Source organism: Pantoea sp. JK, from assembly GCF_026130245.1.
Taxonomy (GTDB): Bacteria; Pseudomonadota; Gammaproteobacteria; order Enterobacterales; family Enterobacteriaceae; genus Pantoea; species Pantoea trifolii.
The window spans coordinates 390361-416854 of record NZ_JAINFN010000001.1; the positions used below are offsets into that span (position 1 = coordinate 390361).

The 26494-nt window shown below is 55.3% G+C and carries 25 protein-coding genes; 10 read left to right on the plus strand and 15 right to left on the minus strand.

The window, feature by feature from the left end:
- Nucleotides 1-537, minus strand: a complete 537-nt coding sequence (locus tag PanJK_RS01900) for a YniB family protein (RefSeq protein ID WP_008102926.1) — start codon at nt 535-537, stop codon at nt 1-3.
- A 142-nt stretch (nt 538-679) separates the two neighbouring features.
- Between PanJK_RS01900 and hxpB the strand changes: the two genes are divergently transcribed.
- From hxpB to PanJK_RS01930, 6 genes are all read left to right on the plus strand, one after another.
- Nucleotides 680-1348, plus strand: coding sequence for a hexitol phosphatase HxpB (gene hxpB, locus PanJK_RS01905; protein WP_265296946.1), 669 nt, complete (start codon nt 680-682; stop codon nt 1346-1348).
- A gap of 157 nt (nt 1349-1505) precedes the next feature.
- Nucleotides 1506-2342: a 5-dehydro-4-deoxy-D-glucuronate isomerase gene (kduI, locus tag PanJK_RS01910; RefSeq protein WP_154152503.1), complete on the plus strand. Its 837-nt coding sequence runs from the start codon at nt 1506-1508 to the stop codon at nt 2340-2342.
- Nucleotides 2343-2355: 13 nt separating this feature from the next.
- The gene (kduD, locus tag PanJK_RS01915; RefSeq protein WP_265296949.1) at nt 2356-3117 is read left to right on the plus strand and encodes a 2-dehydro-3-deoxy-D-gluconate 5-dehydrogenase KduD; all 762 of its coding nucleotides are present in this window, start codon (nt 2356-2358) and stop codon (nt 3115-3117) included.
- 140 nt (nt 3118-3257) lie between these two features.
- On the plus strand, nt 3258-3848 hold the full coding sequence (locus PanJK_RS01920) for a metal-dependent hydrolase (protein ID WP_265296951.1): 591 nt from the start codon (nt 3258-3260) through the stop codon (nt 3846-3848).
- 150 nt (nt 3849-3998) lie between these two features.
- A complete protein-coding gene (locus PanJK_RS01925; protein WP_265296952.1) occupies nt 3999-5390 on the plus strand; it encodes an L-cystine transporter in 1392 nt (463 codons plus the stop codon).
- Between the two features lie 198 nt (nt 5391-5588).
- Nucleotides 5589-5972, plus strand: coding sequence for a DUF6515 family protein (locus tag PanJK_RS01930; protein ID WP_265296953.1), 384 nt, complete (start codon nt 5589-5591; stop codon nt 5970-5972).
- Between the two features lie 55 nt (nt 5973-6027).
- Here PanJK_RS01930 and osmE read toward each other — a convergent pair whose 3' ends face one another.
- Nucleotides 6028-6363 (minus strand): osmotically-inducible lipoprotein OsmE, encoded by a 336-nt coding sequence (gene osmE, locus PanJK_RS01935; RefSeq protein ID WP_007892614.1) that lies wholly within the window; start codon nt 6361-6363, stop codon nt 6028-6030.
- Between the two features lie 192 nt (nt 6364-6555).
- On the opposite strand from osmE, the gene PanJK_RS01940 reads away from it, so the two are divergent.
- From PanJK_RS01940 to cho, 3 genes are all read left to right on the plus strand, one after another.
- Nucleotides 6556-7746, plus strand: a complete 1191-nt coding sequence (locus PanJK_RS01940) for a multidrug effflux MFS transporter (RefSeq protein ID WP_265296956.1) — start codon at nt 6556-6558, stop codon at nt 7744-7746.
- Between the two features lie 117 nt (nt 7747-7863).
- The gene (gene nadE / locus PanJK_RS01945; protein ID WP_008102906.1) at nt 7864-8691 is read left to right on the plus strand and encodes an ammonia-dependent NAD(+) synthetase; all 828 of its coding nucleotides are present in this window, start codon (nt 7864-7866) and stop codon (nt 8689-8691) included.
- Between the two features lie 143 nt (nt 8692-8834).
- Nucleotides 8835-9695 carry an excinuclease Cho gene (gene cho, locus PanJK_RS01950; RefSeq protein ID WP_265296959.1) on the plus strand — a complete coding sequence of 287 codons (861 nt, stop codon included), beginning with the start codon at nt 8835-8837 and terminating at the stop codon, nt 9693-9695.
- A 79-nt stretch (nt 9696-9774) separates the two neighbouring features.
- Here cho and spy read toward each other — a convergent pair whose 3' ends face one another.
- From spy to PanJK_RS01980, 6 genes are all read right to left on the minus strand, one after another.
- The gene (gene spy, locus PanJK_RS01955) at nt 9775-10272 is read right to left on the minus strand and encodes an ATP-independent periplasmic protein-refolding chaperone Spy (protein WP_265296961.1); all 498 of its coding nucleotides are present in this window, start codon (nt 10270-10272) and stop codon (nt 9775-9777) included.
- Between the two features lie 385 nt (nt 10273-10657).
- Complete coding sequence (gene astE / locus PanJK_RS01960; protein ID WP_154152517.1) at nt 10658-11653, minus strand: succinylglutamate desuccinylase; 996 nt, start codon at nt 11651-11653, stop codon at nt 10658-10660.
- Nucleotides 11654-11698: 45 nt separating this feature from the next.
- Complete coding sequence (gene astB, locus PanJK_RS01965) at nt 11699-13027, minus strand: N-succinylarginine dihydrolase (protein ID WP_265296963.1); 1329 nt, start codon at nt 13025-13027, stop codon at nt 11699-11701.
- On the minus strand, nt 13027-14493 hold the full coding sequence (astD, locus tag PanJK_RS01970; protein ID WP_256696299.1) for a succinylglutamate-semialdehyde dehydrogenase: 1467 nt from the start codon (nt 14491-14493) through the stop codon (nt 13027-13029). The genes astB and astD overlap by 1 nt, the downstream gene beginning before the upstream one ends.
- Nucleotides 14490-15521, minus strand: coding sequence for an arginine N-succinyltransferase (astA, locus tag PanJK_RS01975; RefSeq protein WP_256696298.1), 1032 nt, complete (start codon nt 15519-15521; stop codon nt 14490-14492). The genes astD and astA overlap by 4 nt, the downstream gene beginning before the upstream one ends.
- The gene (locus tag PanJK_RS01980) at nt 15518-16738 is read right to left on the minus strand and encodes an aspartate aminotransferase family protein (protein WP_265296965.1); all 1221 of its coding nucleotides are present in this window, start codon (nt 16736-16738) and stop codon (nt 15518-15520) included. Before PanJK_RS01980 ends, astA begins: the two co-directional genes overlap by 4 nt.
- An 876-nt stretch (nt 16739-17614) precedes the next feature.
- On the opposite strand from PanJK_RS01980, the gene PanJK_RS01985 reads away from it, so the two are divergent.
- The gene (locus tag PanJK_RS01985; RefSeq protein WP_293798097.1) at nt 17615-18691 is read left to right on the plus strand and encodes a porin; all 1077 of its coding nucleotides are present in this window, start codon (nt 17615-17617) and stop codon (nt 18689-18691) included.
- Between the two features lie 91 nt (nt 18692-18782).
- On the opposite strand, the gene PanJK_RS01990 is transcribed toward PanJK_RS01985, so the two are convergent.
- The 7 genes from PanJK_RS01990 to PanJK_RS02020 all read right to left on the minus strand — a co-directional run bounded on the left by PanJK_RS01990 (nt 18783) and on the right by PanJK_RS02020 (nt 26373).
- On the minus strand, nt 18783-20219 hold the full coding sequence (locus PanJK_RS01990) for a YchO/YchP family invasin (protein WP_256696297.1): 1437 nt from the start codon (nt 20217-20219) through the stop codon (nt 18783-18785).
- 277 nt (nt 20220-20496) lie between these two features.
- Nucleotides 20497-21294 carry a glucose 1-dehydrogenase gene (locus PanJK_RS01995; protein ID WP_265296966.1) on the minus strand — a complete coding sequence of 266 codons (798 nt, stop codon included), beginning with the start codon at nt 21292-21294 and terminating at the stop codon, nt 20497-20499.
- Nucleotides 21295-21305: 11 nt separating this feature from the next.
- On the minus strand, nt 21306-22373 hold the full coding sequence (locus tag PanJK_RS02000; protein WP_265296967.1) for an ABC transporter permease: 1068 nt from the start codon (nt 22371-22373) through the stop codon (nt 21306-21308).
- A gap of 20 nt (nt 22374-22393) precedes the next feature.
- The gene (locus tag PanJK_RS02005) at nt 22394-23914 is read right to left on the minus strand and encodes a sugar ABC transporter ATP-binding protein (RefSeq protein ID WP_256696295.1); all 1521 of its coding nucleotides are present in this window, start codon (nt 23912-23914) and stop codon (nt 22394-22396) included.
- A gap of 9 nt (nt 23915-23923) precedes the next feature.
- Entirely contained in the window at nt 23924-24535 is a 612-nt protein-coding gene (locus PanJK_RS02010; RefSeq protein WP_265296969.1) for a DUF2291 family protein, read from the minus strand.
- 42 nt (nt 24536-24577) lie between these two features.
- Nucleotides 24578-25513 (minus strand): D-ribose ABC transporter substrate-binding protein, encoded by a 936-nt coding sequence (locus PanJK_RS02015; RefSeq protein ID WP_265296970.1) that lies wholly within the window; start codon nt 25511-25513, stop codon nt 24578-24580.
- Nucleotides 25514-25575: 62 nt separating this feature from the next.
- Nucleotides 25576-26373 carry a GolD/DthD family dehydrogenase gene (locus PanJK_RS02020; protein ID WP_061716728.1) on the minus strand — a complete coding sequence of 266 codons (798 nt, stop codon included), beginning with the start codon at nt 26371-26373 and terminating at the stop codon, nt 25576-25578.
- Nucleotides 26374-26494: the final 121 nt, after the last annotated feature.

Below are 26494 nucleotides of genomic sequence, written 5' to 3' on the forward strand. Positions count from 1 at the left end.
TTACAGCATGCCGAGCAGCTTCAGTACAAAGTAGCCAGCGATAGCGATAATGATCGGCAGGATGTAGAGCGGAAAAATCTGCAAGAAAATGGTGTGACGTGGCATATGGATTTTCTCTTCCAGCTGCGCTCGCGTACGCCCTTCACTGCCTTTAGCCTGTTCCATGATCAACTGATCTTCAATGCCCTCTTTAATATGGCGCGACTGACGCCACATCCGTGCACCCGAAGCCTGCAGCGCAATCCCAACAAAAATCAGGATGTAGATCAGCCAAAAGCCGATATTCGCGCCGCCATTAAACTCCGGCACCGGCGAGTTCTGCCAAAATACATTGAGGAATGGCGTATTGAACTTCACCATGTCGACCATAACATGGACAAAATCGAGCATCACGGCATCGATGCCTGGCTGCTTTTCACTGTGCTTAAACATAAAGCCCAGCAGCGAAATAAGGGTGGATAACAATGCTGGTATAAAAATCACCCAGCCAGCCACTCGCTTAAGGATGGCGATGCGGCCAGCCTGTTGGTAAGTCATGGTGTCTCCCTGAACCGATAATAGTTTTGCCTAAGTCTACCTGCACTACTGCAATTTTTCCTGAAAAATGCGTGGCCTGCCGCAAGTCGGCTTTCTCCGGTACTCGTGCTAAGGTAAGCCAAATTTCAAGGGGAGCAGTTGTATGTCATATCGTCGTCCTGTATTGGCCGCCATCTTTGATATGGACGGATTGTTGATCGACTCAGAACCGCTGTGGGATCAGGCGGAATTGGATATCTTCGCCAGCCTTGGCGTTGATATCACCCGGCGTCACGAGTTACCCGATACGCTGGGTCTGCGTATCGATCAAACCGTGCGCATGTGGTTTGAAGCGCTGCCGTGGAACGGCCCTGATCAGCAGGAAGTCACCCAACGCATCATTGCCCGCGCGCTGGCGCTGGTTGAAGAGACGCGTCCAATGCTGCCTGGCGTGGAGCAGGCGCTGCAGCTGTGCCAGCAGCAAGGTTTGAAAATCGGCCTCGCCTCCGCCTCGCCGCTGCATATGCTGGAGCGCGTGCTGGAGATGTTTGACCTGCGCAAATACTTTGATGTGCTGGAGTCTGCGGAAGCGCTGCCGTACAGCAAACCGCACCCGCAGGTCTATCTCGACGCTGCCGCCAAACTGGGCATCGATCCGCTTAACTGCGTGACGCTGGAAGATTCCTTCAACGGCATGATTGCCACCAAAGCCGCACGCATGCGCTCGATTGTGGTGCCAGCGGCCAATCATCGTGATGATGCGCGTTGGGCGTTAGCCAATGTGATTATTAATGATTTAACCCAGCTCAAATCCGAGCATCTGCACGGTTAACCGCAGCCCGCTTATCGCGGGCTTTTTTGTGCAATTTGATCGCACACACAAATAAATAAAACATCGTTTCATTTTTATTGAATTCACATCCCATCCTACTTAAGATGCCCAAAGACCCGCATCGGGACCACTTCCTTTGACTCTTAAGAGGCCTGAGATGGACATTCGTCAAAGCATTCATAGCGAACATGCCAAAACACTGGACACTGACGGCCTGCGCCGTGAGTTTCTGATCGACAAGATTTTCGACGCCGACAATTACACCCTCACTTATAGCCATATCGATCGCATCATCATCGGCGGCGTAATGCCGGTGCAGAAATCCGTGACCATCGGCCACGAAGTGGGTAAACAGCTGGGCGTTAGTTACTTCCTCGAGCGCCGCGAGCTCGGCGTAATCAACATCGGTGGGCCGGGACTGATTGAAGTGGATGGCAATACCTGGGAGATTGGGAATCAGGAAGCGTTATATGTCGGACAAGGCGCGCAGAGCGTGATTTTCCGCAGCAGCGATGCTAATCATCCGGCGAAGTTTTACTACAACAGCGCGCCGGCACACACTCATTATCCGGACAAAAAAATCACCCTCGCCGAGGCAGTGAAAGCCACGTTAGGCGATGCCGCCACCTCGAATCGCCGCACCATCAATAAATTCATCGTGCCCGACGTGTTGCCAACCTGCCAGTTAACCATGGGATTAACCCGCCTTGATGACGGCAACCTGTGGAACACCATGCCGTGTCACACTCATGAGCGTCGCATGGAGGTCTACTTCTACTTCGATATGGCCGACGACAGCGCCGTGTTCCACATGATGGGCCAGCCGCAGGAGACGCGTCATCTCTTAGTTCATAACGAGCAGGCGGTAATTTCACCGAGCTGGTCGATTCACGCGGGCGTGGGAACGCAACGCTATACCTTTATCTGGGGCATGGTGGGCGAAAACCAGGTATTCGATGACATGGACCACGTCGCCATCAGCGCGCTGCGCTAACAAGGAGCGGATCATGATACTCAACGCATTTAATCTTGCAGGCAAAGTCGCACTGGTCACCGGCTGCAATACCGGTTTGGGACAAGGTATGGCGCTGGGTCTGGCGCAGGCAGGATGTGACATAATTGGTGTCAATCGCGCCGGGCCGGATGACACGCAGGCCAAAGTTGAGGCGTTAGGCCGCCGTTTTTGGTCGATTCAGGCCGATCTGACCAAACCGTCCGTTGTGCCGCACATTGTTGAACAGGCGGTGGCGCAGGCCGGTCACATCGACATTCTGGTTAATAACGCCGGCATCATTCGCCGCGAGGATGCACTCAACTTCAGTGAACAGGATTGGGATGATGTAATGAACATCAACAGCAAAAGCCTGTTCTTCCTGTCGCAGCAGGTCGCGCGTCAGTTTATCGCGCAAGGCAACGGTGGCAAAATCATCAATATCGCCTCGATGCTGTCGTTCCAGGGCGGCATTCGCGTGCCTTCTTATACCGCATCAAAAAGCGCGGTGATGGGGTTAACCCGTCTGATGGCCAACGAATGGGCCAAGCACGGCATCAACGTTAATGCCATTGCGCCAGGCTACATGGCCACCAATAACACTGAACAGCTGCGCAGCGATGAGTCTCGCAACGAAGAAATTCTGGGCCGCATTCCATCGGGTCGTTGGGGCGTCCCGGACGACATGATGGGCCCAATTGTGTTCCTCGCCTCCAGCGCCTCCGACTATGTGCAAGGTTATACGTTGGCCGTCGACGGCGGATGGTTAGCGCGCTAGGCTAACCCGTTCTTTTCCCGCGTCATTGTGACGCGGGAAAGTGATAAATATTAACGCTTAGTTACAGCGTCACCATTCTCATTCACTGGATAAATCCCTATACTGGATGCATCGACAGTTTTATGCAGCCAGGTTTCATCATGACGGCCGAAGGCCATATCATTTTTGCCATTGCCAGCGCCATTTTTGCCAAGCGCGCGGAGCTGACGCCAGTCCTGGCCAGCGCCGATTGGTGGCATTTAGTGCCTGCTGCGCTGTTAACCTGCCTGCTGCCCGATATCGATCACCCTAAATCCGTGTTAGGCCAGCGATTAAAGTGGCTATCACATCCCATCGCCCGCGCCTTTGGTCATCGCGGTTTTACCCACAGTTTGCTGGCGGTAGCGGTGAGCTTGTGGCTATTTCAGCTCAATGTGCCCGCCGACTGGTTTCTGCCCGCCGATGTGCTGCAAGGTATGACGCTCGGCTATCTCAGCCATATTGTCGCCGATATGCTAACGCCCGCTGGCGTGCCTTTATTGTGGCCTTGCCGCTGGCGCTTCCGTTTGCCCATCCTGAATAGTCAAAAAGGTAACCAGCTGGAGCGAGCACTTTGCCTGGCGCTGGTCGGTTATGCGTTGTGGTTCCCGCCCGGCATGCCCTCTTTTGGTGCCAACGGCTGGCCGGAGCAACTGTTCAATACGCTACAAAATGGCGTAGGTCGGTTGGTTAATGGTCAAAACGGTCAATAAGCAGTCGAATCAAGCGTTAAAGTTATAAAGAATTCTTTTTGGGTATAAGCCCGCCCCACGCTGAACTGATAACATTCCAAATATTCCCTAACCGGGACTTACTGTTTTTCGTGCCATCCCAGGATGGCGCGTCACACTCTGGAGTTGAGCATGGATTTTCCCCTCATTATTAATATCGTGGCGTTTATCGCACTACTGATTCTGCTGAATCGGATTGGCAACCAAAGCTGGAGCCTGTCCAAACGCGTGCTGACCGGTTTGGTTTTCGGTGTGGCCTTTGGTCTGGCTCTGCAAACCATCTATGGCGAAAACAGCCCAACCGTGAAAGCGTCGATTGGCTGGTTCAATATCGTCGGTAACGGCTACGTGCAATTGTTGCAGATGATCGTGATGCCGCTGGTGTTCGCCTCGATTCTGAGCGCGGTCGCACGTCTGCACAATGCCTCATCGCTGGGTAAAATTAGCGTGCTGACCATTGGCGTGCTGCTGTTTACCACCGCAATCTCCGCGCTGGTCGGCGTGCTAGTGACTGGCCTGTTTGGCCTGAGCGCGGAAGGTCTGGTGCAGGGTGCGCAGGAAACCGCGCGTCTGAGCGCAATTCAGAGCAACTACGTAGGCAAAGTGGCTGACCTCAGCACGCCGCAATTGCTGCTCTCCTTCATTCCGAAAAACCCGTTTGCCGATCTGGCTGGCGCCAATCCAACCTCGATCATCAGCGTAGTGATTTTCGCCGCCTTCCTCGGTGTAGCGGCGCTGCAACTGCTGAAAGATGACAAGGTCAAAGGCGAGCGCGTACTGGTGGCGATCGATACCCTGCAATCCTGGGTGATGAAGCTGGTGCGTTTGATCATGAAGCTGACGCCGTACGGCGTACTGGCGCTGATGACCAAAGTGGTGGCCGGTTCCAACCTGCAGGACATCATCAAGCTGGGTGGCTTCGTGGTGGCCTCTTATCTCGGTCTGGCAATCATGTTTGCCGTGCACGCGCTGCTGCTGTCGATTAACGGCATCAACCCAATGCGCTTCTTCCGTAAAGTGTGGCCGGTGATCACCTTTGCCTTCACCAGCCGCTCCAGCGCCGCCAGTATTCCCCTGAACGTGGAAACGCAGACGCGTCGCCTTGGCGTGCCGGAATCGATCGCCAGCTTCTCGGCGTCGTTCGGTGCCACCATCGGTCAGAACGGTTGTGCGGGTCTCTATCCCACCATGCTGGCAGTGATGGTTGCGCCAACCGTGGGTATCAACCCGTTTGACCCAATGTGGATTGCGACGCTGGTAGGTATCGTAACGCTGAGTTCTGCCGGTGTGGCCGGCGTCGGCGGCGGTGCTACCTTCGCCGCACTGATTGTGCTGCCTGCGATGGGCCTGCCGGTGACGTTGGTCGCGCTGCTGATCTCCATCGAACCGCTGATCGATATGGGCCGTACCGCGCTCAACGTCAATGGTTCAATGACCGCCGGTTCACTCACCAGCCGCTGGCTCGGATTGACCGACAAAAAAGTGCTGGAGAGCGACGAGCACGCCGAACTGGCACACCGCTAAATGTGATGCGTTCCAACAACGGCAGACCGCAAGGTCTGCCGTTTTTTTATGTTCTTTCCTCCCCAATCCCCCCCAATCATGGCGCTAGCGTCAGGAAAACGTTAAGCATGGTAAACAGAGGAAAAATCAGCCGCTTTTCGCTTGAGTTTTCGCTCAGGAAGGCCAATTCTGCAGTTAATCACAGCAGGAGAATCACCGATGAAAACAGTTATCGCCTCGGTGCTGGCGTTAACCTTATTAACACCAGCCATCAGTTTTGCCCATCCCGGCGGTTGGGGCCCTGGTCCAGATCCGCATTGGGGTAGAGGTCCACATTGGGGCGGTCCCGGCCCGCTGCATTTCTTACCGGAAGCGGCAACCGCCGTGTTGCTGGGCGGCCTGACCTATTACATGCTGAACGGCAACTACTATCAGCACCAGGGCGACACCTATGTCGTGGTGCAGCCCCCTGAAGCCCCGCCGGGCGGCGGAATGCGCGTGCTGGATTTCAACGGCAAGCGCTATTACGTACAGGAAGGCCATTACTACCAGCGCGAGATCGGTGGTGAGTATATCGAAGTGCCGCGTCCCTACGGTTTATAAGCGCCACAACGAAAAACGGCCCGTCAATGACGGGCCGTTTCTTATTCTGCTGCGATTACTGAGCCGCTTGCGGATCGGTATCGTAGTCTTTACAGCTCTGGAAACCGTAGTTCATGACGCGACCGGTATCGTTATAGCTAACGAAATAGGTCTGCGGTTTGCCGTCGCGCTCGCCAATCACGTAGGTCTGGCAAGTACCGCGGGCGTGAACCATGGTGATTTCAGTAGAAGCTGGACCGGCAATCTGGCGAACCTGATCGCGCGTCATCCCTTTCTTCACATCCTTCACCACAGGCTTGGTTACGTAGCTTTCAGCTTTGTCATAAGTCGTACAACCAGACAGGGCTGCCAGCGTCATAGCGGCAGCGATACATCCCATCACTTTATTCATGTTGTTGTTCCTCGTTTTTTTGTCCGTGTGAAATTAGCCTGGAACATAAATCCAGATTTATCAACTTTATGGGATAAATTTAGCTAAATTCCGAAGCGTTAGGATTTGGTAAAAATGCTGTGTTGATGCGCTACGGTTCGTATAATCACCCGCGAAAAAATACCTATAGCAATGAATAAAGACAGAGGATTAATGACACCTGCACCTTCTCATCGGCTGGTTTATGCCATCACGCTGGGCCTGCTCGCGGCGCTCGGGCCACTTTGTATCGATCTTTACCTGCCGGCGCTGCCGGAACTGGCGCGCGATCTGCACACCGAAACCGCCACGGCGCAGCTGAGCCTTACCGCCGGCTTGCTCGGTTTGGGTGCCGGTCAGTTGCTGTTTGGGCCAATGAGCGACAAATTTGGTCGCCTGCGTCCGCTGCTGTTATCGCTGGTGCTGCTGTTTATTGCCTCGATTGGCTGTGCGCTGGCAAAAGATATCAACTCGCTGTTGGTGGCACGTTTGTTTGAAGGATTGGCGGGCGCAGGCGGCGCGGTGCTGTCGCGTGCGATTGCCCGTGATATGTACAGCGGTCATGAACTGACGCGTTTCTTTGCCCTGCTGATGCTGGTCAACGGGTTAGCGCCAATTGGTGCGCCGGTGCTGGGCGGAGCCTTGATGACGGTGCTCAACTGGCGCGGCATTTTCGTGGTGCTCGGCTGCATCGCCATCGTGTTGATCTTTCTCGCCCGCTGGAAATTGCACGAAACCTTACCGCCTGAGCACCGCAGTCAGGGCTCGATCTTTTCTACCTGGGCGGCGCTCGGCCAGGTCGTCACCCATCGTCAGTTTATGGGCTTCTGCCTGACGCAAGGTTTTATGATGTCCGGCATGTTTGCCTACATCGGCGCGTCGCCGTTTGTACTACAGCAGCTGTACGGCCTGACACCGCAAGCCTTCAGCTTCTGCTTCGCTGCTAACGGCCTCGGCCTGATTATTGCATCACAAACCAGTGCGCGGCTTTGCCCGCTGTGGGGTGAATACCGCGTGTTAAAAGGCGGCCTGACGCTGGCATTTGTCGCCTCGAGCTGTTTGCTGCTGGCGGGACTGACAGGCGCCGCGCTGCCGATTCTGCTGGTCGCACTGTTCTTCACCATTGCCAGTAACGGCGTGATTGCTACCACCGCTTCTTCGCTGGCGATGCAAAGCCAGGGCCAGCGTGCGGGCAGCGCCTCGGCGGTGATTGGCGTGTGCATGTTCACCTTTGGTGCCATCAGCGTGCCGATCACCGGCCTGGGCGGCACATCGGTGGCGAGCATGACCGGCACCATCTTTGGCTGCTTTATGCTGGCGATTGTGTCGTTCAATCTGCTGGTGCAGAAGGCAAAAAACGCCTGATTTGCCAGCAAATAACCTGGACAACAAGACGTGCGGCTTGTTGTTTGTGGGGAGAGGCGTTAGCTTTAGCAGATGATTCGCATTGTGCCGTCAGGCTACTGACTTGAGGAGAGGTTCATGTCACTGCAACAGGAAATCATTGAAGCCCTTGGTGTAAAGCCCGTTATCGACCCGCAGCAGGAGATCCGCGTCAGCGTTGATTTTCTGAAGTCTTACCTGAAAGCCCATCCCTTTTTGAAAACGCTGGTGCTCGGCATCAGCGGCGGCCAGGATTCGACGCTAACCGGCATCTTGTCGCAAACCGCGATTCGCGAACTGCGTGAAGAGAGCGGCGATAACGATTACACCTTTATCGCCGTGCGTTTGCCGTATGGCGTGCAGGCCGATGAGCAGGATTGTCAGGATGCGCTGGCGTTTATCCAGCCGGACCGCACGCTGGTGGTGAACATTAAAGAAGCGATTCTGGCCAGCGAACGTGCGTTGAAAGACGCAGGTATCACGGTGTCGGATTTCGTGCGCGGCAATGAAAAAGCGCGTGAGCGCATGAAAGCGCAGTACAGCATTGCCGGCATGACCAAAGGCGTGGTGGTCGGTACTGACCATGCGGCAGAAGCGATCACCGGTTTCTTCACCAAGTACGGTGACGGCGGCAGCGACATCAACCCGATCTTCCGTCTGCACAAAGGCCAGGGCAAACAGCTGCTGAAAACGCTGGGCTGCCCGGAGCACCTTTATCTCAAACATCCCACCGCCGATTTGGAAGATGATCGTCCCGGCTTGCAGGATGAAGTGGCGCTCGGCGTGACTTATCAGCAAATCGATGCCTACCTGGAAGGCAAAACCATCGATGCCGCCGCGGCAAAAACCATTGAAGGCTGGTATCTGAAAACCGAGCACAAACGTCGTCCGCCGATCACCGTGTTCGACGATTTCTGGAAACCGTAAGTTACGCAAGTGCGCATAAATGCGCCCCCGCCAAATCACCGTAGGGTCGCCATTCATGGCGACCAATGCAAATCAGAACCTAAAGTGGCGAGAAAAAGCGCAGTTTGATACACTGGATAGACAACCAGTAAATGGAGTGTGCTTTGGTCAGACGTGCAGCCAGCCACCGCCTCGATTTCGATGCGGCAGCAATCTATCAATACCCCGAACATTTACGTCAGTGGCTGGAAGGTTTACCCAACCAGCCGGGCGTCTATACCTTTCACGGTGAAAGCGAAAATCTGCCGTTGTATATCGGCAAAAGCGTCAACCTGCGCAGTCGGGTGATGGCGCATTTCCGCACGCCGGATGAAGCCAAAATGCTGCGTCAGGCGCGACGCCTCACCTGGATTCCCACGGCTGGCGACGTCGGCGCACAACTGCTGGAAGCGCAGATGATCAAAACGCAACAGCCGCTATTTAATAAGCGCCTGCGTAAGAATCGCCAGCTCTGTTCGCTGCAGCTGGGTGACGGTGCGCCGCAGGTGGTATATGCAAAGGATCTCGACTTCTCGCGCTCGCCCAATCTCTATGGCCTGTTTCGCAGTCGCTTTGCCGCGCTGGAGAAGCTAAAAGCCATCGCCGATGAGCAGCGTTTGTGTCACGGCTTGCTGGGGCTGGAATCGTTGCGCCCGGGACGCGGCTGTTTTCGCTCCGCCCTGAAACGCTGCGCCGGTGCCTGCTGCGGTAACGAATCGGTTGCTGAGCATCAGCAGCGCTTACATGCGGCGTTAGAGCAAATGCGCATTCAGTGCTGGCCGTGGCAAGGCCCGGTTGGCATGGTGGAAACGGGCACAGACCTCACCCAAATCCATGTGATCGATCACTGGTTCTGGCTGGGATCGGTAAACAGTGAAGCCGAAGCACGCCAGCTGCAGCGCGCCTCGCACGGTTTCGATCATGACGGTTATAAAATCCTCTGTCGTCCGCTGCTTTCTGGCGTGTTCCCGCTGATCGAACTTTAAAAACAAAACCGCCGAGGTTGCCCAAAGCATCAGATGCGATGGACAACCCCGGCGGTCTCTATTCAGTTAGCGAAAGAACTTATTCAGCATCAGCCGGCGGTGGCGTCATTTTGCCATCGTGCGGGCCTTTCTCGGTTAAGCGCTTCTCAAAGTTCGCGTTGTACTGTTTCTTCTGCTCTGGTGTCAGCACGTTGTAGATCTTGTTCTGGGTTTCCATCATCTGCAGCGCACGATCTTTTGCGTTCGCGGTCATCTTCTCAGCCTGCGCTTCGGCTTTCGCACGATCGAAGGTATCGGAAGCGATGATGGCATGGTCAGCACGACGCTCTTCCAGCGACGGGCGCTTCATCTCTTTGTGGCCATCACGCAGGATAGTTTTGATCTGCGCTTTCTGCGCATCGGTCAGGTTCAGACCTTTAAACATCATCTCCATACCGTGATGTCGCATCGGCGGCTTGTGCATCGGTTTTTCGCTGCCTGCTGGCGGCGGAGTCAGGTTGTCTGCCGCTGCATGGACGATATTTGCAGCACCAAGAGCCATTGCGGTAGCCAGGAACACAGAAGTTAATTTACGCATAATATTGTCCTTACTTATCAGTTTAATGACGACAGCCGGTGTCGCGTCTTCGGAAACAAGCATACGACGCTGAACGTCAACTACTCAGAGGCTGAGTAAAGCCCTGAAAGCATAAAAGACAGAGATCAGGCAATCATGGAGAGAAAGAGAAGAAATGCGTGAGGAATTGAAAAAGTTTATGACAATCAAGGGAAAAACGCAGGAATTAAGGAGGAGTGTAACGGTATTGTCGGTTTTCAGGAAGGGAAATGTCGGCGGTTTTAACGCCTCTGCACTTTGATGCCCTCACCCTGGCCCTCTCCCACAGGGAGAGGGAAACGCTGCAACATATTAGCTCGATCGATTCCCTCTCCCGCCTGCGGGAGAGGGTTAGGGTGAGGGAAAATTACAACGCCAGCGCCTGCGTCTGTTCATTCTCCTCCACCAACATCAGCCCGGCGCGCAATCCCGGCGCGACATTCGGATTGGGGAACAGCACATATTCGCGCGCCTGCTGTACGTAGTAGCGCCGATCGCCCTCTTCCGCCAGCAGCGTGCCCTGCGGGAACGCGGTGAAGTTCAGTGTCTCTGGCCCCATGTGCAACACAAACTTATCACCGTGACGGGTCAGCTGCTGCGCCACGCGATAATGGCGCGGCTGCTCGCGCACCTCCGGCAAGGTCTCGCCATACAGCAACGCCGCCAGCGCCCGCTGCACGCCGCTAAACTGACTCAGATCGTTCTCACCAAACGGCAACGCCTTGCCGAGCTCCAGCGTGCAGCTCGCCGCATTATGGTGCTCACAGCTGTAATGGGTGAAGGTGCCGCCCGGTGAACGGTGGAACACCAGCGCCTCCATTTCTGCCGCCGCCAGCCAGTGCATAAACTGTTCGGGCCACGGATTAGGATTCAGCGGCATCACGCCAAAACGCGCATGATACGAGCCGCGAATCGCGGTATGCAGATCAAGGTGCCAGCGCACTTCGTGATCGAGACAGGCACGCCAGAAACTCTCGAGCTCCTGCTCGAGCTGCAACACACGCTGCGCTTCCGGTACATCGGCCACCTGCTGCCAGCGGCCACCAAACAGGCGGTTGATATCGTATTGCTGGTAGCGTTTGCCGCTGCGCAACGCGGCGGGATTACCTAAAATCACCAGTAAACGCACCGCCAGCGGTTTCTCGCCCTTTAATAATGGCGTCAGCAACAGATTGAGAATCTCAACCGGCGCGGTTTCATTGCCGTGAATGCCCGCAGAGAGCACCAGCGCCTGCTGCGTGGGCGTGTGCGGCGTGAGGGACAGAAGTCCCTCGTTATGCCATTGCCAACTCAGATGATCGTTGCTGCCCTCTCTTTGCTGTGGCGGCTCACCAGACAAGGTCTGCTGTAAAAAATCCTGCATGTTCACTCCTTTTTAACGACGTGGGGCGAACCTCTCACCCCGGCGTTAACGCTGAAACGCGTAGACACTGCCTAAGTCTAGCAGCTTCGTCAGCTCATCCAGCGCGGTGCGCCCTTCACGCAGCAGTTGCGGGTCGGCTAAATCGGCCTGGGTTAAGCGATCGCGGTAGTGGCGATCCACCCAATCGTTGAGCGTGGCAAACAGACGATCGTTCATCAGCACCGCCGGATTCAGCGCCTGACGCTCGGTTTCGGTTAACACTACGCGCAGACGTAAACAGGCCGGGCCGCCGCCGTTAAACATGCTTTCACGCAGATCGAACACTTTCAGTTCACGAATTGGCCCGCCGCTCTCCACCAGCTCGCTGAGATAACGCCACACGCCCGCATGCTGGCGCGACTCTTCGGGCAGCACCAGCAGCATTCCGCCATCGGCACGCTGCAATAGCTGGCTGTTAAACAGATAGGTATTGACCGCATCGGTCACCGACACTTTATCGCGCGGCACTTCAATCGGCTGGAAACCGCTAACGCGCGCGGCGAGGTCGTTGAGCAATTGCGGTTGATTAACAAAGGCATCCTGATGGCAGAACAGCACCTGCTGATTGCTCACCGCAATCACATCGTTATGAAACACGCCCTGATCGATCACCGCCGGATTTTGCTGGGCAAACAGCGTGCGCTGCGCATCGAGCTGATGCAAACGCGCCACCGCTTCGCTGGCTTCACGGGTTTGGCGCGCCGGATAACGTGCCGGTGTTGCGCCCTGCTGCTGCCCATCGCGGCCATAAATAAACAGCTGCACGCCCGCATCGCCATAATCACTGCCGAAGCGATTGTGATTGGCTGCACCCTCATCACCAAATTGCGCCACCTGCGGCAGCGCATCATGCACGCTGAAGTGCTGCGGGTTACGAAAAATTGCACGCAGCAGATCGGCAGTTTCCGGCGCCTCAATGGCGCGGTGGAATTTGTTATTCAGATTGGCGACGGTGAAATGCACGCGTCCATCGGCGCTATCCGCCGACGGCGACACCGTGGCGGCATTGGCCACCCACATGGCTGAAGCGGAGCTGGCCGCCGACAGCAGCTGCGGCGCGTGCTTCGCCGCCTGCGCCAGCACTTGCTCATCGCTGCCGTTAAAACCAAGTTGGCGCAGCAGCGGCAGATTAGGACGTTCGTGCGGCGGGATCACGCCCTGCACGTAGCCCATATCCGCCAGCGCTTTCATCTTCAGCAAGCCCTGTTTCGCCGCCAGACGCGGGTTCGAAGGTTGCAGCTGATTGCGCGTCGAGGCTTCGTTACCAAACGACAATCCCGCGTAGTGATGTGTCAGGCCGACCAGCCCATCAAAGTTGGCTTCAAACGCTTTCATTATTTCGCTCCCTGCGCGGAGAAATCGAGGCCCGGCGATAAGCTGCCCGGCAGCGCCAGGCTTGGGCTCTCCAGCGACGCCATTGGCCACGCGCAATAATCAGCGGCGTACCATGCGCTGGCACGATGATTCCCCGAGGCGCCAATGCCACCAAAGGGTGCGGTGCTGGCCGCACCGGTCAGCGGTTTGTTCCAGTTAACAATCCCGGCGCGCGCCTCCAGCAGCAGCTGATCAAACTGCGCGCGCTGCGGCGAAATTAGGCCGCATGACAAGCCGTAGCGGGTGTTATTGGCGATGGCAATTGCCTGCTCGAAGCTGTCGTAGCGAATCACCTGCAGCAGCGGACCAAACACCTCTTCATCCGCTAACTCTTTCACTTCGGTCACATCAATGATGCCCGGCGTGATGATGGCGCTGTCGCGATCCGGCCAGTGCATGCCGAGCAACACTTTTCCGCCCTTTTCCACCTGCTGCTGCCAGGCGGCAAAAATATGTCCGGCGGCGGCGGGTGAAATCACGCTGCCCATAAACGGCTGCGGCTCGGCATTCCACGCGCCAGGCTGCAAGCGCGCGCTGACCTCAACCAAACGCTGCAGGAAGGCATCGCCCGCCGCGCCCCGCTTCACCAGCAGACGACGCGCACAGGTGCAGCGCTGTCCGGCGGTAATAAAGGCCGACTGAATAGCGATATGTACCGCACCATCGAGATCAGAGGGATCTTCGACAATCAGCGCATTGTTGCCGCCCATCTCCAGCGCCAGCATTTTTTCTGGCTGCCCGGCGAACTGACGATGCAGGTGATAGCCGGTGGCGGCGCTACCGGTAAACAGCAGGCCATCAATTTGCGCTGCATTGGCCAGCGCCTGGCCGGTTTCACGCCCGCCCTGTAGCAGCGCCATCACGCCCGCCGGTAAACCGGCTTGTTCCCACAGCTGTACGGTTTTTTCTGCCGTCAGCGGCGTCAGCTCGCTTGGCTTAAACACCACGCAGTTCCCCGCCAGCAGAGCCGGCACGATATGGCCGTTCGGCAGATGACCGGGAAAATTATAGGGACCAAATACCGCCAGCACGCCGTGCGGACGATGGCGCAACGAGCTCTCGCCGTCGGCCTGTTCGCCGGTGCGGCTGTGATAGGCCTTAATCGAAATGACGATTTTGTTGATCATCGCCTGCACTTCGGTCAGCGTTTCCCAGCGCGGCTTGCCGGTTTCCTGGGCGATGGTTTCCGCCAGCGCAGTTTTATGGCTTTCGAGCAGACGGGCAAAACCTTCCACCAGCGCCTGACGTTCCGCAAACGGTTTTTTCGCCCACTGCGGGAACGCCGCGCGCGCCGCTTCGCAGGCCGTAGCCGCTTGTGCTGCCGATGCCGCTTTGCCCTGCCACAGCGTTTCGCCGGTTACCGGATTCTGTTTGCTCAGGGCATCAGCGCCGCCGGTCACCCATTGACCTTGTATAAAATGCGTCATGCTTTTTTCTCCTCGCGACACAGCGTGACCACACGCAGTTGATCGCCAATGTTGCAGTGCAGCGCCGCGCGCTGGCTTTCAGTTAGTTTCACCGTGCCGGATGCCATATCCACCGGCAGCAGCGCCACGCGGAAATGCTGGTAATCGGCGTTTGCCACCAGACACAGCGGCCAGCTTTCATCGGCGGCACCGCTCTCTGCGGTTAACTGGCGACTCTTGCGAATGGCACGGATGCGATCGATTTCGCACTCCAGCGTCGGGCCGCCGTCGAAGATGTCGACATAGTTGAGATAGCGGAAGCCTTCCGCCTCCAGCACCGCACGCGCCGGCGCGGTTTTCGGATGGACTTCGCCAATTACTTTTTGCGCCGCTTCAGACAGATAATGAATGTAGAGCGGATGTTTGGGCATCAGCTCGGCGATAAAGGCTTTCTGGCCTGTGCCGCTGAGGAAATCGGCTTTGCTGAACTCCATCGAGAAGAAGCGGCTGCCGACACTGTCCCAGAAGGGCGAGTGGCCATTCTCATCGCTGACGCCACGCATCTCCGCCACCACGTGTTTCATAAAGCGGTCGCGGAAGTTAGCCATAAACAGAAAACGCGATTTCGACAGCAGATGGCCGTTTTTGCCATCGCGGTAATCGGGATCGAGGAACAGCGTGCACAGCTCGCTGCTGCCGGTGTGATCGTTGCTCAGCGACAGCGTCGGCAGGCTGGCATACACATTCAGCTCTTTCGAGGCGTGCACCTGCGTGCCGACGCGGAAGTTGTACCAGGGATCCTGCAAACCTACCGCCGCTTCGATGGCGCAAATGCCGACGGCGCGATTGTCTTCGCTGTCGGCCAGCACAAACACATAGCCTTGTTCGGCAGGCGGCAGCGCACCTTGCCAGGTGAGCAGCGAACGCTCAATACGGGCTTTGAGCGTATCGCTATCCGCAGGCAGCGAGGTTAAGCCGCCCCCGGTTTTGCCCGCCAGCGACAACAACTGCGAAAGATCGTCACGTTCGACGGGGCGAATCACCATCATGATGTGGCTCCTTTGAGCACGCGTTCACAGGCACGTTCGAAGCGCGCCAGGCCTTCTTTTACTTCACGCTCGCTGATGTTCAGCGCTGGCGCAAAACGCACCACGTTGGCACCGGCAATCAGCACCATCACGCCCTCTTCGGCCGCAGTGAGGTTGAACTGTTTGGCTTTACCGGCGAAATCGTCGTTCAGCACCGCGCCAATCAGCAGTCCCAATCCGCGCACTTCTTTAAACACCGGCAGACGCTGGTTAAGTTCCTGCAACGCAGTAACAAACCATTGATGACGCTCGGTTACGCCCGCCATAAAGGCTGGCTGGTTGATCAACTCCATCACTTTGCCCGCGACGGCGCCCGCCAGCGGGTTGCCGCCGTACGTGGTGCCGTGCGTGCCGACGCCCATTACCTGCGCTAAATCTTCACGCGTCAGCATGGCACCAATCGGGAAGCCGCCACCGAGCGCTTTGGCGGTGGTTAACACATCCGGCGTCACGCCGTAGTGCATATAGGCGTACAGCGAACCGGTACGCCCCACGCCGCTCTGTACTTCATCAAAAATCAGCACCGCATGATGCTTATCGCAGAGTTCGCGCAGCCCGCGCAAGAAAGACGGATCGGCTGGCAGCACGCCGCCTTCCCCCTGAATCGGCTCGACGATCACCGCGCAGGTTTGGTCATTGATCAGCGCGGCCGCCGAGGCCAAATCGTTGAAATTAGCATGCTCAACCGCTGGCGGCAGCGGCGCAAAATCACGGGAATAAGCCGGTTGTCCGCCCGCTGTCACGGTAAACAGCGTGCGACCGTGGAAGGCGTTATTAAAGGCAACGATGCCATTCTTCTCAGCGCCGAAACGGTCGTGCGCGGTTTTACGCGCCAGCTTCAACGCGGCTTCATTCGCTTCGGCGCCGGAGTTACAGAAGAACACGCGGTCAGCAAAGGTGGCATCAATCAATTGTTTGGCGAGACGCAGGATCGGTTCATTGGTGTAGCCGTTACCGGTATGCCACAGTTTGCTCGCCTGTTCGGTCAGCGCCTGCTGCAACGCGGGATGCGCATGACCCAGGGCGTTAACGGCAATGCCACCGGCGAAATCGATATACTCTTTGCCTTGCTGATCCCACAGCGTAGAACCTTCGGCACGAACCGGAACAAAAGCCGCGGGTGCATAAACTGGTATCATCCATTGATCAAAATTTTGACGCGAAACCTGCTGTGACATAGCCCTTTCTCCTGCTTCACACCCGGTGAAGCCTTTGTTTTGAAATTGTTAAAAATGTTAAGTGGCAGCTCTACTGTATCTTGCAGATAGCGTGCCAGCCAGCCACAAAAATGCATAAACGTCTTGCCACTACGAAATATCAATAACTTAGGAAGTAATGCTATTCACATTAATTGCATAAAAAGTGAATATCAGTCTGATGTTGGCTGAATAGCAGCAATTTATTTAGCGGATTTATGCATTGGCAAAATGAAATATTGCTTTTGTGATCGGGCAGGAAATATTTCGCCAAATTAATGCGATAAACGCACTTTTTTGGGGCGCAATGTGCCTGATTGGTGCAGGAAAGTGTTAGCGCGGTGCAAATTTAGCATCTGGGTAATTAATTAGGTTTTAACATTTGCCTCGCTGGATTGAATATTATTTCGCCAGTTCATTGTTAAGCGAAAGGCTAAATAACATTTGTGACCAAGGTTATTATCAGAACAGAAATAAAAGGACACAAAGCCATGAAACCGATAATTACTCTGCTAATGATTAGTTGGATTCAGATATTTGCTATTGAACAATAATGCATAGGCTTGTGCTATTTCATGAACGAGCTACTTACTTTATTTACGCATCTTTAAATTTAAAATTAACTAATAAAATCATATAAATAAATATTTAAATCATCATCCTGCCTGTTGTCTTATGGATAAGTTTAACCAATACAAAATTCCACATAATGGAATTTAAGAGTAAAAATCACACAAAAAGTTAACGAGAAATATTTAGTTACAGATATTGCACTGTCGATCTTGAACCTTTTGTGTCATTTTCTTTTCACCCCGAACAAGGGGACAAAATTAAAAAATATCACAGGGTAAAAATTAAATGATGAAGCGCTCCTTACTGGCAGCAGTGATGCCTTTACTGCTGGGACTTTCTTCGGCTCAGGCCGCCGAAATCTATAACAAAGATGGCAACAAACTGGATCTGACCGGCAAAATTAACGTCTCGCATCTGTTCTCTGATAACGATGCGTCAAATGGCGACACCTCGTCTTATACCCGTCTGGGTTTTAAAGGCGAAACCAAGATCAATGACCAGCTGACCGGCTATGGCCAATGGCAGTATCAGTACAGCCTGACCAACTCTGAAGGCAGCAGCGATGCCAACAACGGTAACAGAACCCGTCTGGGCTTTGCTGGTTTGAAGTTTGGTCAGTTTGGCTCTATCGATTACGGTCGTAACTACGGTCTGATTTATGATGTGCTGGGTTACACCGATATGCTCCCCTTCTTCGGTGGCGATCAAGGTTACTCTGATGGGTTCCTGTCCAGCCGCTCAGGTGGTGTGCTGACCTGGCGCAACAAAGATTTCTTCGGTCTGGTGAAAGGCTGGAACGTTGCCGCTCAGTACGAAGGTAAAAACGATCGTAACAATGCAGACATTGCGGTTCGCCGTTCAAACGGTGATGGCTTCGCACTCTCCACTTCCTATGACTTCGATTTCGGTCTGAGCCTGGTTGGCGCTTACGCCAGCCTGGATCGCACCAATACGCAGAACCAGGCCTTACGTGGCGATGGCGAGAAAGCACAGCACTGGACTACTGGCCTGAAATACGATGCGAACCAGATTTATCTGGCAACCATGTACGGCGAAACGCTGAACGCAACCCCAATCAATGGTGGCTTTGCTAACAAAGCGATTAACTTTGAAGCTGTGGCGCAGTATCAATTCCTGAACGGCCTGCGTCCTTCAATCGGTTACGTTTCATCGAAAGGCAAAGAGATTGAAAATATTGGTGATGTCGATCTCACCAAATACGTTGCTGTGGGTGGTACTTACTACTTCAACAAAAACATGTCTGTGTATGCTGAATACAAGATCAACCTGTTGAAAGACGATAATGCGTTGGGCATCGCTTCTGATGATGTCACCGCTGTGGGTCTGGTTTACCAGTTCTAAGTTGCTTTACCCTCATTGCTATTCGGCTAGTGTCGGCTGAATATGCGCAAAGGGCAGCGAAAGCTGCCCTTTTTCTATTGGCGAGTGGCAATTACGGCGCCATCAAATCAAAGCGATTATCATCGCCCTGATCCAGTGAGAACGGCGGCTGCAATTGCAGGACAATCTCATTCGAGGTGACGCGATTCTGTTTGCTGTCTTCTAACACCACCGACAAGCGATAACTGTTATGCGCGCCAGGCGAGCTATCCCACGCGGGCATTATTACGCTCCAGCCCTGCGGATCGTTGGGATTAGCACCCGGCGTCAGGCTTAGCGCCTGCGTATCGCCCTGCCACATCACTTTAGTGATTGGGTTGGTGCTGCGGATCTGCAATTTCAGCGGCAAACTTTCTCCGCCATTCAGCTGCCACGGCGGCGTGGCGAGAAATACCGACAGCGTTTTACGCTGGCGATATTCCAGCACCGGCGTATAGCTGCGCGTCACGTTATCGTAACGACTGCCGCGCAACGAGTGCGCCGCCGCGACATTATCCGGACTCAGTTGCTGGCTGAGCGCCACGCCAAAGCGGTAGTTGAGACGCAAACCGAGCTGATCCTGGCTCTCACCGCTGTCGCTGGTTTTGTGGCTGGCGGATAAGGTCACCAGCGGCACTGGCGTATAAGTAACACCAAAGGTCAATGCCGACGGATTGTGGTAGCGATTGCCGGAGCTAAACAGATCGACGTTATCGCCAAGATATTGCTGCCAGCTCACCGATGCACCGAGCTGGCGATACTGCGGCAAATAGCCCTGGGTGGTGAAATCGTAGCCGCGTGCCATTCGCTGCTGCTGGAAGGGATTGCGATCCTGCCAGCCTGAGAGCGGCGTGTAGTAGTTGGCGGAGAAGCGCAGATAATCCCCCCACGCTTCGGTACCCAGCGAAGCGCGCTGTAGGCCGCTGCTGAACATGCGGTCAACAAAGCCGTTATAGCCCAGCTGCCATTTGCCCGCCATCCAGCGCTGACCAAGACCCACATTGCCCACCAGCCCATCATCGGTTTGATGCAAACCCACCTGACTGAAGGTCAGGTAGCGATAGTTATCCGCCCACGGTGTCAGCAGCGAAGCACCGCTGCCGTTAAAGTTGCCATCGATGTCCACGTTAAAGTCGATCTGCGCGTTGCCATACGGCGACAGCAATGATTGACCTTCATTGACCAGTCGATTTCCCACTTCATCGCGGAAATGATTAAAGGCCCACAGACCGGCCTGTTGGCTTAAGGAATTGTCGTCGGTGCTGTTCTGGCTGGCTTCGCCAATGCTTTTGGCAATGGTCGCCAGCTTTTTGTTAAACGCTTCGGTTTCGTCCTGATAGCCCAACGCGGGCAATTGATCGGCCATTTTCTGGAAACGTGTGGGATCGCTAAACGGCGCATCGGCGAGTTTAGTGTCAGAAATCAACGCCAGCGCAGGCGCGGATGCAGCAAGTAATGAAAAACCAGAGAGATATCGCACGCTTTTGAGTGATAACAAAGTAGATAACATAGCTAAAAATAGGGTTCGACCCAGTTCAGAATTTGAGGTGGCTCACAAAAGTGCATAAGTCTACCCTAGCATATTCTGATGCAAGTGCCGGAAATGTCTGGTTTCGATTAAGACAATGATACGTACTTTCGGATTTGTAGGGTGCCCATTCATGGGCACCTGGAAGCCAGGTCGCCATAAATGGCGCCCCTAAGAATGCGGCAATTGTTTTGTAGGGTGCCCATTAATGGGCACCTGGAAGTTAGGTCGCCATAAATGGCGCCGCTACGGAGAGCTATCAGGAGAAGATTAAACCGCCATCCACATTGATGGTCTGCCCGGTGATATAGCGTGCATCGTCAGAAGCGAGGAAAGCCACCAACCCGGCGACATCTTCCGGCTGTCCCGCGCGCTTAAGCGGGATATTTTCTACCCACTCCGCCATTAATTCGCCTTTACCATACTGCTTTTTATCGCTGCTGAGGATCTCGCCCCACACACGATCGTTGTAGTCCCACATATCACTCTCAATAATGCCAGGACAGAAGGCATTCACCGTGATATGCCACGGCGCCAGCTCCAGCGCCAGGCTCTGGGTAATCCCGATCACGCCCATCTTGCTGGCCGCATAGTGCGGAGTATAAATGAAGCCCTGACGTCCCTGGCCGGACGAAGTGTTGATCAGGCTGCCGCTGCCCTGCTTGACCATATATTTCGCCGCTTCGCGACAGCACAACCACACGCCGGTGGTGTTCACCGCAAGGATCTTCTCGAAGTCGCTTTTCGGCATCGAGTCGAAGCGATCGATGGTGATGACGCCTGCATTTTGAATCGACACATCAATGCTGCCAAAGCGTTCAGCCGCCTGTTGATAGAGTTGCTGAACCTCTGTTTCGTCGGTCACATCAGCCTGCAGCGCCAGAATCTCACTACCAAACTGCTGCTCGATGGCCTGCGCAGTGCTGAAAACCCGTTCCGAGTTCGACACCATCACCAATCGCGCGCCGTCGCCGGCAAAGCGCGCGGCAATGCCCGCGCCAATGCCGCGGCATGCGCCGGTAATCACCACTGTTTTGCCACTAAAATCGCGTGTCATATTGCCTCCTGTTATCCATGTGTCGCTTCATGCAGGGCGGCCGATTGCTGCTTTTTTTCATGTCTGCGCAGCAGCACCACCTTACTTTGTAATTTTTGCTGGAACTGGTCGATCACCACCGCAGTGACAATCACTAAGCCTTTAATCACCATTTGCCAGAAATCGCTGACGCCCATCATCACCATGCCATCGGCGAGGAATACGATGACAAAAGCGCCGATAATCGAGCCTGAAACGCGACCGCGTCCGCCCGCCAGCGCCGTGCCGCCCAGCACCGTGGCACCGATGGCGTCCATCTCAAACATGTTGCCGGTCATCGGGTGCGCGGTTTGCAGCTGCGACGCCACAATCAAACCGACCAGCGCGGCGCACAAACCGGAAAAGGCATAGACAAACACTTTGACTTTGATAATCGGCACACCCGCCAGGCGCGCCGCCGATTCGTTGCCGCCGGTGGCGTAGATGTATCGACCGAGCGGCGTTTTACGTGTCAGATACAAACCCAGCAGCAGGAAGCCGAGCATCATCCATATAGGGATATACACGCCCAGCACCGAACCGGAACCCAGCAAGGCGAAGCCGGTATTGCCGAGCGCTGGCGTGCCGACGAGGTTGGCGTAGGTGCTGCCATCGTTGAACAGCAGCGCCGCGCCGCGTGCCACATACATCATGCCGAGCGTACAGATAAAGGGCGCGACGCCGAGTCGCGTGACCACCGCACCATTAATCAATCCCAGCGCCACGCCGAACAGCGCCACCACCAGAATCACCTCGGGCACGTTGAAGAACAGCACGTTACCGCCCCACAGCGGAACGCCGTTGGTGAGCAGCGCACCCGCCACCATGCCGCATATGCCCGCCACCGCGCCCACGGAGAGATCGATGCCGCCGGTCAAAATCACCAGCGTCATGCCGATCGCCAGCAAGCCGGTGATCGCCACATGCTGCGTCATGATCAGCAGGTTGGAGGTGGTCAGGAAGTTAGGCACCATAAAGCTGAAGAAACTCACTACGATTAATAAGGCAATAAAGGTGCGCGCCTTAAGCAGGTACATGTAGATTAGGTATTTTTGATTCATCGTTTTACTCTCCAGCAGGCTCAATCATGCGGCGTTGAGGCGCTAATCAGGGCTTCGCGCGTGGCCGCCGCGCGCGGTAAATCGGCGGTAATACGACCATCCGCCATCACCAGAATGCGGTCAGCCAGCGCCATCACTTCATCCAGCTCGGACGAGGAGAACATCACTGCCAATCCCTGTTGCGCCAGGTTGCCAATCAGGTGATAGACGTCGGTTTTGGCGCCCACATCGATGCCGCGCGTCGGCTCATCCAGCAGCACCACCTGCGGCCCGGTCATCAGGGCTTTGCCCAGCACCACTTTTTGCTGATTGCCACCGCTTAGGGAGGTGATCGGCAATTCGGCATCGCTGACTTTGATGGCAAGATGGCCAATCATTTCATCGACGCGGTGCTTTTCTTTGTGCGGATTGAGCATGCGCCAGCAGCGGCGGAAGCCGCGCAGACTGAGATCGCTGAGCGTCATGTTGGCGGTGATCGACATCAGCTGCACCACGCCTTCGGTTTGACGATCTTCCGGCACCAGCGCGATACCTTTTTTCAGTCGCTGCTGGAAGCTGCGCTTCTCCAGCGCTTCGCCGTTCAGACTGACACTGCCCGACTGACAGTGCATCATGCCAATCAGCCCCTTGAACAACTCGGTGCGTCCCGCGCCCAGCAGGCCGTAGATACCAATCACTTCGCCTTTGCGCAGCGTGAAAGAGACATCATTGAGCTTGTAGCCGCCGTTTTGATGCAGCGCGGTCAGCCCGTTGACGCTGAGTACCGTTTCGCCCTGCGTCGCCGGTTGGTAATCGAAGTGTTTCTTCTTGTCGCCCACCATCTGCTCGATGATCCACGGAATCGAGGCGTCGCGGACTTCGCGTTCGCTGATAAAGCGTCCGTCGCGGAAGATGGTGATGTGATCGCCAATTTCCATCAGCTCTTCCAGTCGATGTGAGATATAGATAATGGTGACGCCACGCCGTTTAAGCTGGTCGATGACGTTGAACAGCACTTTCACTTCTGACTGGCTGAGCGCGCTGGTCGGTTCATCCATGATCAACACGCGCGTGTCCTTTGACAGCGCGCGGGCGATTTCCACCAGCTGCTGATGGCCGATACCCAGTTCAGCCAGTGGCGCGTAAGGATCGACATCCAGTTCCAGCCGTTCCAGCAGCGCTTTGGCCAGTGAATATTGGTACTTCTCGTTAATCACACCGCGCTGGAAAAACTCATTGGCCATGAAGATGTTGTCCATCACGTTCATGTTGGGAAACAGGTTCAGCTCCTGAAAGATAATGCTGATGCCCAGTTTTTCCGCCTGATGTGTGGAACTCAGCGACACGGCTGCGCCGTCCAGCAGAATCTCGCCCGATGAGGGGATCTCCACGCCAGCCAGCATTTTCATCATGGTGGATTTGCCCGCGCCGTTTTCGCCAATCAGCACGTTCACTTTGTTGCGATAGACGCGGTAATTGACCTGATCCAGCGCGGTGACGCCGGGATAGATGCGCGACACGTTGCGGGTTTCAATAATCACGTCATGTTGAGGCTGTTGCATATCCGCTCCTTACTGACGTGTAATCGCCGCAGGTGTCACATTCGGCACCTGCTCCGGCGTATCGAAGCTGCTAAACACGCCAGCAAGCTGCACTTTGTCACCCACTTTGGGCTTGAAAGCACTCATCATGTTCGCCGCCTGCTGATTGATCGCGCGGCTGTAATCGCCGAACACTACCTGATCGTTAAAGTCCTGATAGCTGGCACCTTTATAGGCATCGCGTAACACCGTACCGGGAAAAATTGGGCCGATCTGCACCGTGATGTTGTCACCGGACACATCCTTCACCGTCATCCGGCCATTGCGCGACGTGGTGTTGACGGCGGTGACTTCGCCGCTCACGTTGACACTGAAGACACACGGGTTCTCTTCCTGACTGCGATAGCCGTAGGTTTTGCAGGCGCTATCAAAATCTTTGGCGGACTTCAGCGCATTCAACAACTCAGCCACCGGCTTCGCATCATGTTGAATCTGCGGCACCAGCTTCTGTTGCCATGTTTGAGCAATATTGCCCATTTTGGCATTGGGAGGATTTTTCAGGTCGGCCAGCTCCTGCTGCGACACAATGCGGCAACCGCTAAGGATCACGACAGGAAGCAGTAACCAGAGTCGTCTGTGCATCACATTCTCCTGGGCGCCCGTTAGACGGGCGCACCGCATTGATTACGACTTGAAGTTAAAGTCCTGCACGCCTTTAGCGTTGTCTGGCGTGATGAGAATGCCGCGGAACATCACGCGCTGCTTCTCAGGCTTGGTGCCTTTCTGAATAAAGTTGTCGAGGTCGGTCACGCCCTGCGCGGCGATGGCTTGCGCCTGCAGCATCACCGTGGCTTTTAGGTCGCCTTTTTCCACCGCGTCACGTTCATCATTACTGCCGTCAATGCCAACCACGATGACATCGTTACGGCCCGCCGCTTTCAGAGCCGCAATCGCACCCAGCGCCACGGGGCCGTTACCGCAGATCACCCCTTTCACATCCGGATGCGCCTGCAGAATGCTGTCCATGATGCGTTTGCCGTCAATCAGCGTGCCTTTGGCATCCTGACGCGCCACGCTTTTCATGTCGGAATATTGGTCGAGCACCTGATGGAAGGATTTAGAACGCGTCACGCAGTTGTTGTCGGCGAGGTTACAGGTGAGTTCCGCGTAGCTGCCCTTCTCCCCCATCTTCTCAACAAACACGTTGGCCACGTCAGATCCGGCCTGGAAGTTGTTGTGGGTGATTTGCGCCAGCGCCACGTCGTCTACCGGGATTTCACGGTTGATCAGCACCACCGGAATGCCGGCATCTTTGGCTTTTTTGATGGCGGCCACGCTGGCGGTGGAGTCAGCGTTATCCAGCACAATGCCCTGCACCTTTTTGCCGATGGCGGCATCAATCAGTTCACTTTGTTTTTTCACATCTTCGCCATGCGACAGCACGCTGGTTTTATAGCCCAGCTGCTGCGCTTTGAGGTTGGCACCTTTGGCTTCGGAGGCGTAATACGGGTTATCCAGCGAGTTCACCAGAATCATGATGGTGCCTTTATCGGCAGCGAAACTGGCTTGGGAGATCAGGCAACTGGCAATGGCAGTTAACAGCAGGGTACGTTTTTTCATGGTGAGGTTCTCTCATTGTTATATTGGGTCACGCAGGTCAGCCGTTCTGGTGTTGGCGCGGCTTACCAGATGGTAAAGCCACCGTCGATCATTAAATCTGCGCCGGTGATCATGTCGCTGCCGTTGCTGGCGAAGAACAGCACCGCGGCGGCGATTTCGTCGGTATAGGCAAAGCGTCCGAGTGGGATCAGCTTTTTCATCTGCTCGCCCTTCTCGCCGCGCCAGGCTTTTTCACCCATCGGCGTCAGCACCACGGTGGGCGATAAGGTATTAACGTTTATGCGATAGGGAGCGAACTCTTTAGCCATCACTTTGGTCATGCCGAGCAGACCGGCTTTGGCCGAGGTATAGGCAACGTGGTTATCGATCGCGATAGAAGCGGCCTGCGAGGCGATATTGATGATTTTGCCGCCGTTACCGGCGCGCACCATGCGTTTACCGGCCGCCTGTGAGCAGAGGAAAGGTCCGGTAAGATTGACGTCGATCTGCTTCTGCCACTCGGCAAAATCGGTTTCTAACACCGGTTGCAACATCACGTAGCCCGCGCAGTTCACCAGGATATCAATCTTGCCGTAATGCTGTTCGACGTTATCAAATGCCGCTTCAACCGAAGCGGGATCGGTCACGTCGCAGCACACCAGCAGCACACGATCGGCAGCAAACTGATCCTGCACGCCCGCCACTTTGTCGCTTTCGAAGGGCGGATAGAGCAGCGCCAGCCGTGCGCCCTTCTCCAGCAGCATGGCGTTACTGGCCATCGCAATCCCGCCCAGCCCGCCGGTGACCACTGCCACTTTGCCGGTTAAATCCTGCTCAATGTTCACGCCGTAGCGCAGGTTAACGTCATATTCCCCACTCATCGTCTCTCTCCATAATGGTGTACGGCGGCTCTGCTTACGGCTGGCCGGGTTATCGTTTTAGTAAATATCATTTTCGAACAAAAATATAAGCTATCGTTTAATAACGGTTTGTGGAGGAGAT

What these genes read in the sequence shown, in the direction of transcription:
- PanJK_RS02015 (WP_265296970.1), bottom strand. Translation starts at nt 25,513, where the DNA reads ATGAAAAAACGTACCCTGCTGTTAACTGCCATTGCCAGTTGCCTGATC.
- PanJK_RS02020 (WP_061716728.1), bottom strand. Translation starts at nt 26,373, where the DNA reads ATGAGTGGGGAATATGACGTTAACCTGCGCTACGGCGTGAACATTGAG.
- astD (WP_256696299.1), bottom strand. Translation starts at nt 14,493, where the DNA reads ATGACGCATTTTATACAAGGTCAATGGGTGACCGGCGGCGCTGATGCC.
- PanJK_RS01980 (WP_265296965.1), bottom strand. Translation starts at nt 16,738, where the DNA reads ATGTCACAGCAGGTTTCGCGTCAAAATTTTGATCAATGGATGATACCA.
- PanJK_RS01930 (WP_265296953.1), top strand. Translation starts at nt 5,589, where the DNA reads ATGAAAACAGTTATCGCCTCGGTGCTGGCGTTAACCTTATTAACACCA.
- nadE (WP_008102906.1), top strand. Translation starts at nt 7,864, where the DNA reads ATGTCACTGCAACAGGAAATCATTGAAGCCCTTGGTGTAAAGCCCGTT.
- kduD (WP_265296949.1), top strand. Translation starts at nt 2,356, where the DNA reads ATGATACTCAACGCATTTAATCTTGCAGGCAAAGTCGCACTGGTCACC.
- PanJK_RS02005 (WP_256696295.1), bottom strand. Translation starts at nt 23,914, where the DNA reads ATGCAACAGCCTCAACATGACGTGATTATTGAAACCCGCAACGTGTCG.
- PanJK_RS01940 (WP_265296956.1), top strand. Translation starts at nt 6,556, where the DNA reads ATGACACCTGCACCTTCTCATCGGCTGGTTTATGCCATCACGCTGGGC.
- PanJK_RS01995 (WP_265296966.1), bottom strand. Translation starts at nt 21,294, where the DNA reads ATGACACGCGATTTTAGTGGCAAAACAGTGGTGATTACCGGCGCATGC.
- PanJK_RS02000 (WP_265296967.1), bottom strand. Translation starts at nt 22,373, where the DNA reads ATGAATCAAAAATACCTAATCTACATGTACCTGCTTAAGGCGCGCACC.
- PanJK_RS01920 (WP_265296951.1), top strand. Translation starts at nt 3,258, where the DNA reads ATGACGGCCGAAGGCCATATCATTTTTGCCATTGCCAGCGCCATTTTT.
- PanJK_RS01900 (WP_008102926.1), bottom strand. Translation starts at nt 537, where the DNA reads ATGACTTACCAACAGGCTGGCCGCATCGCCATCCTTAAGCGAGTGGCT.
- spy (WP_265296961.1), bottom strand. Translation starts at nt 10,272, where the DNA reads ATGCGTAAATTAACTTCTGTGTTCCTGGCTACCGCAATGGCTCTTGGT.
- astB (WP_265296963.1), bottom strand. Translation starts at nt 13,027, where the DNA reads ATGAAAGCGTTTGAAGCCAACTTTGATGGGCTGGTCGGCCTGACACAT.
- PanJK_RS02010 (WP_265296969.1), bottom strand. Translation starts at nt 24,535, where the DNA reads ATGCACAGACGACTCTGGTTACTGCTTCCTGTCGTGATCCTTAGCGGT.
- PanJK_RS01925 (WP_265296952.1), top strand. Translation starts at nt 3,999, where the DNA reads ATGGATTTTCCCCTCATTATTAATATCGTGGCGTTTATCGCACTACTG.
- PanJK_RS01990 (WP_256696297.1), bottom strand. Translation starts at nt 20,219, where the DNA reads ATGTTATCTACTTTGTTATCACTCAAAAGCGTGCGATATCTCTCTGGT.
- kduI (WP_154152503.1), top strand. Translation starts at nt 1,506, where the DNA reads ATGGACATTCGTCAAAGCATTCATAGCGAACATGCCAAAACACTGGAC.
- astE (WP_154152517.1), bottom strand. Translation starts at nt 11,653, where the DNA reads ATGCAGGATTTTTTACAGCAGACCTTGTCTGGTGAGCCGCCACAGCAA.
- hxpB (WP_265296946.1), top strand. Translation starts at nt 680, where the DNA reads ATGTCATATCGTCGTCCTGTATTGGCCGCCATCTTTGATATGGACGGA.
- osmE (WP_007892614.1), bottom strand. Translation starts at nt 6,363, where the DNA reads ATGAATAAAGTGATGGGATGTATCGCTGCCGCTATGACGCTGGCAGCC.
- astA (WP_256696298.1), bottom strand. Translation starts at nt 15,521, where the DNA reads ATGATGGTGATTCGCCCCGTCGAACGTGACGATCTTTCGCAGTTGTTG.
- PanJK_RS01985 (WP_293798097.1), top strand. Translation starts at nt 17,615, where the DNA reads ATGATGAAGCGCTCCTTACTGGCAGCAGTGATGCCTTTACTGCTGGGA.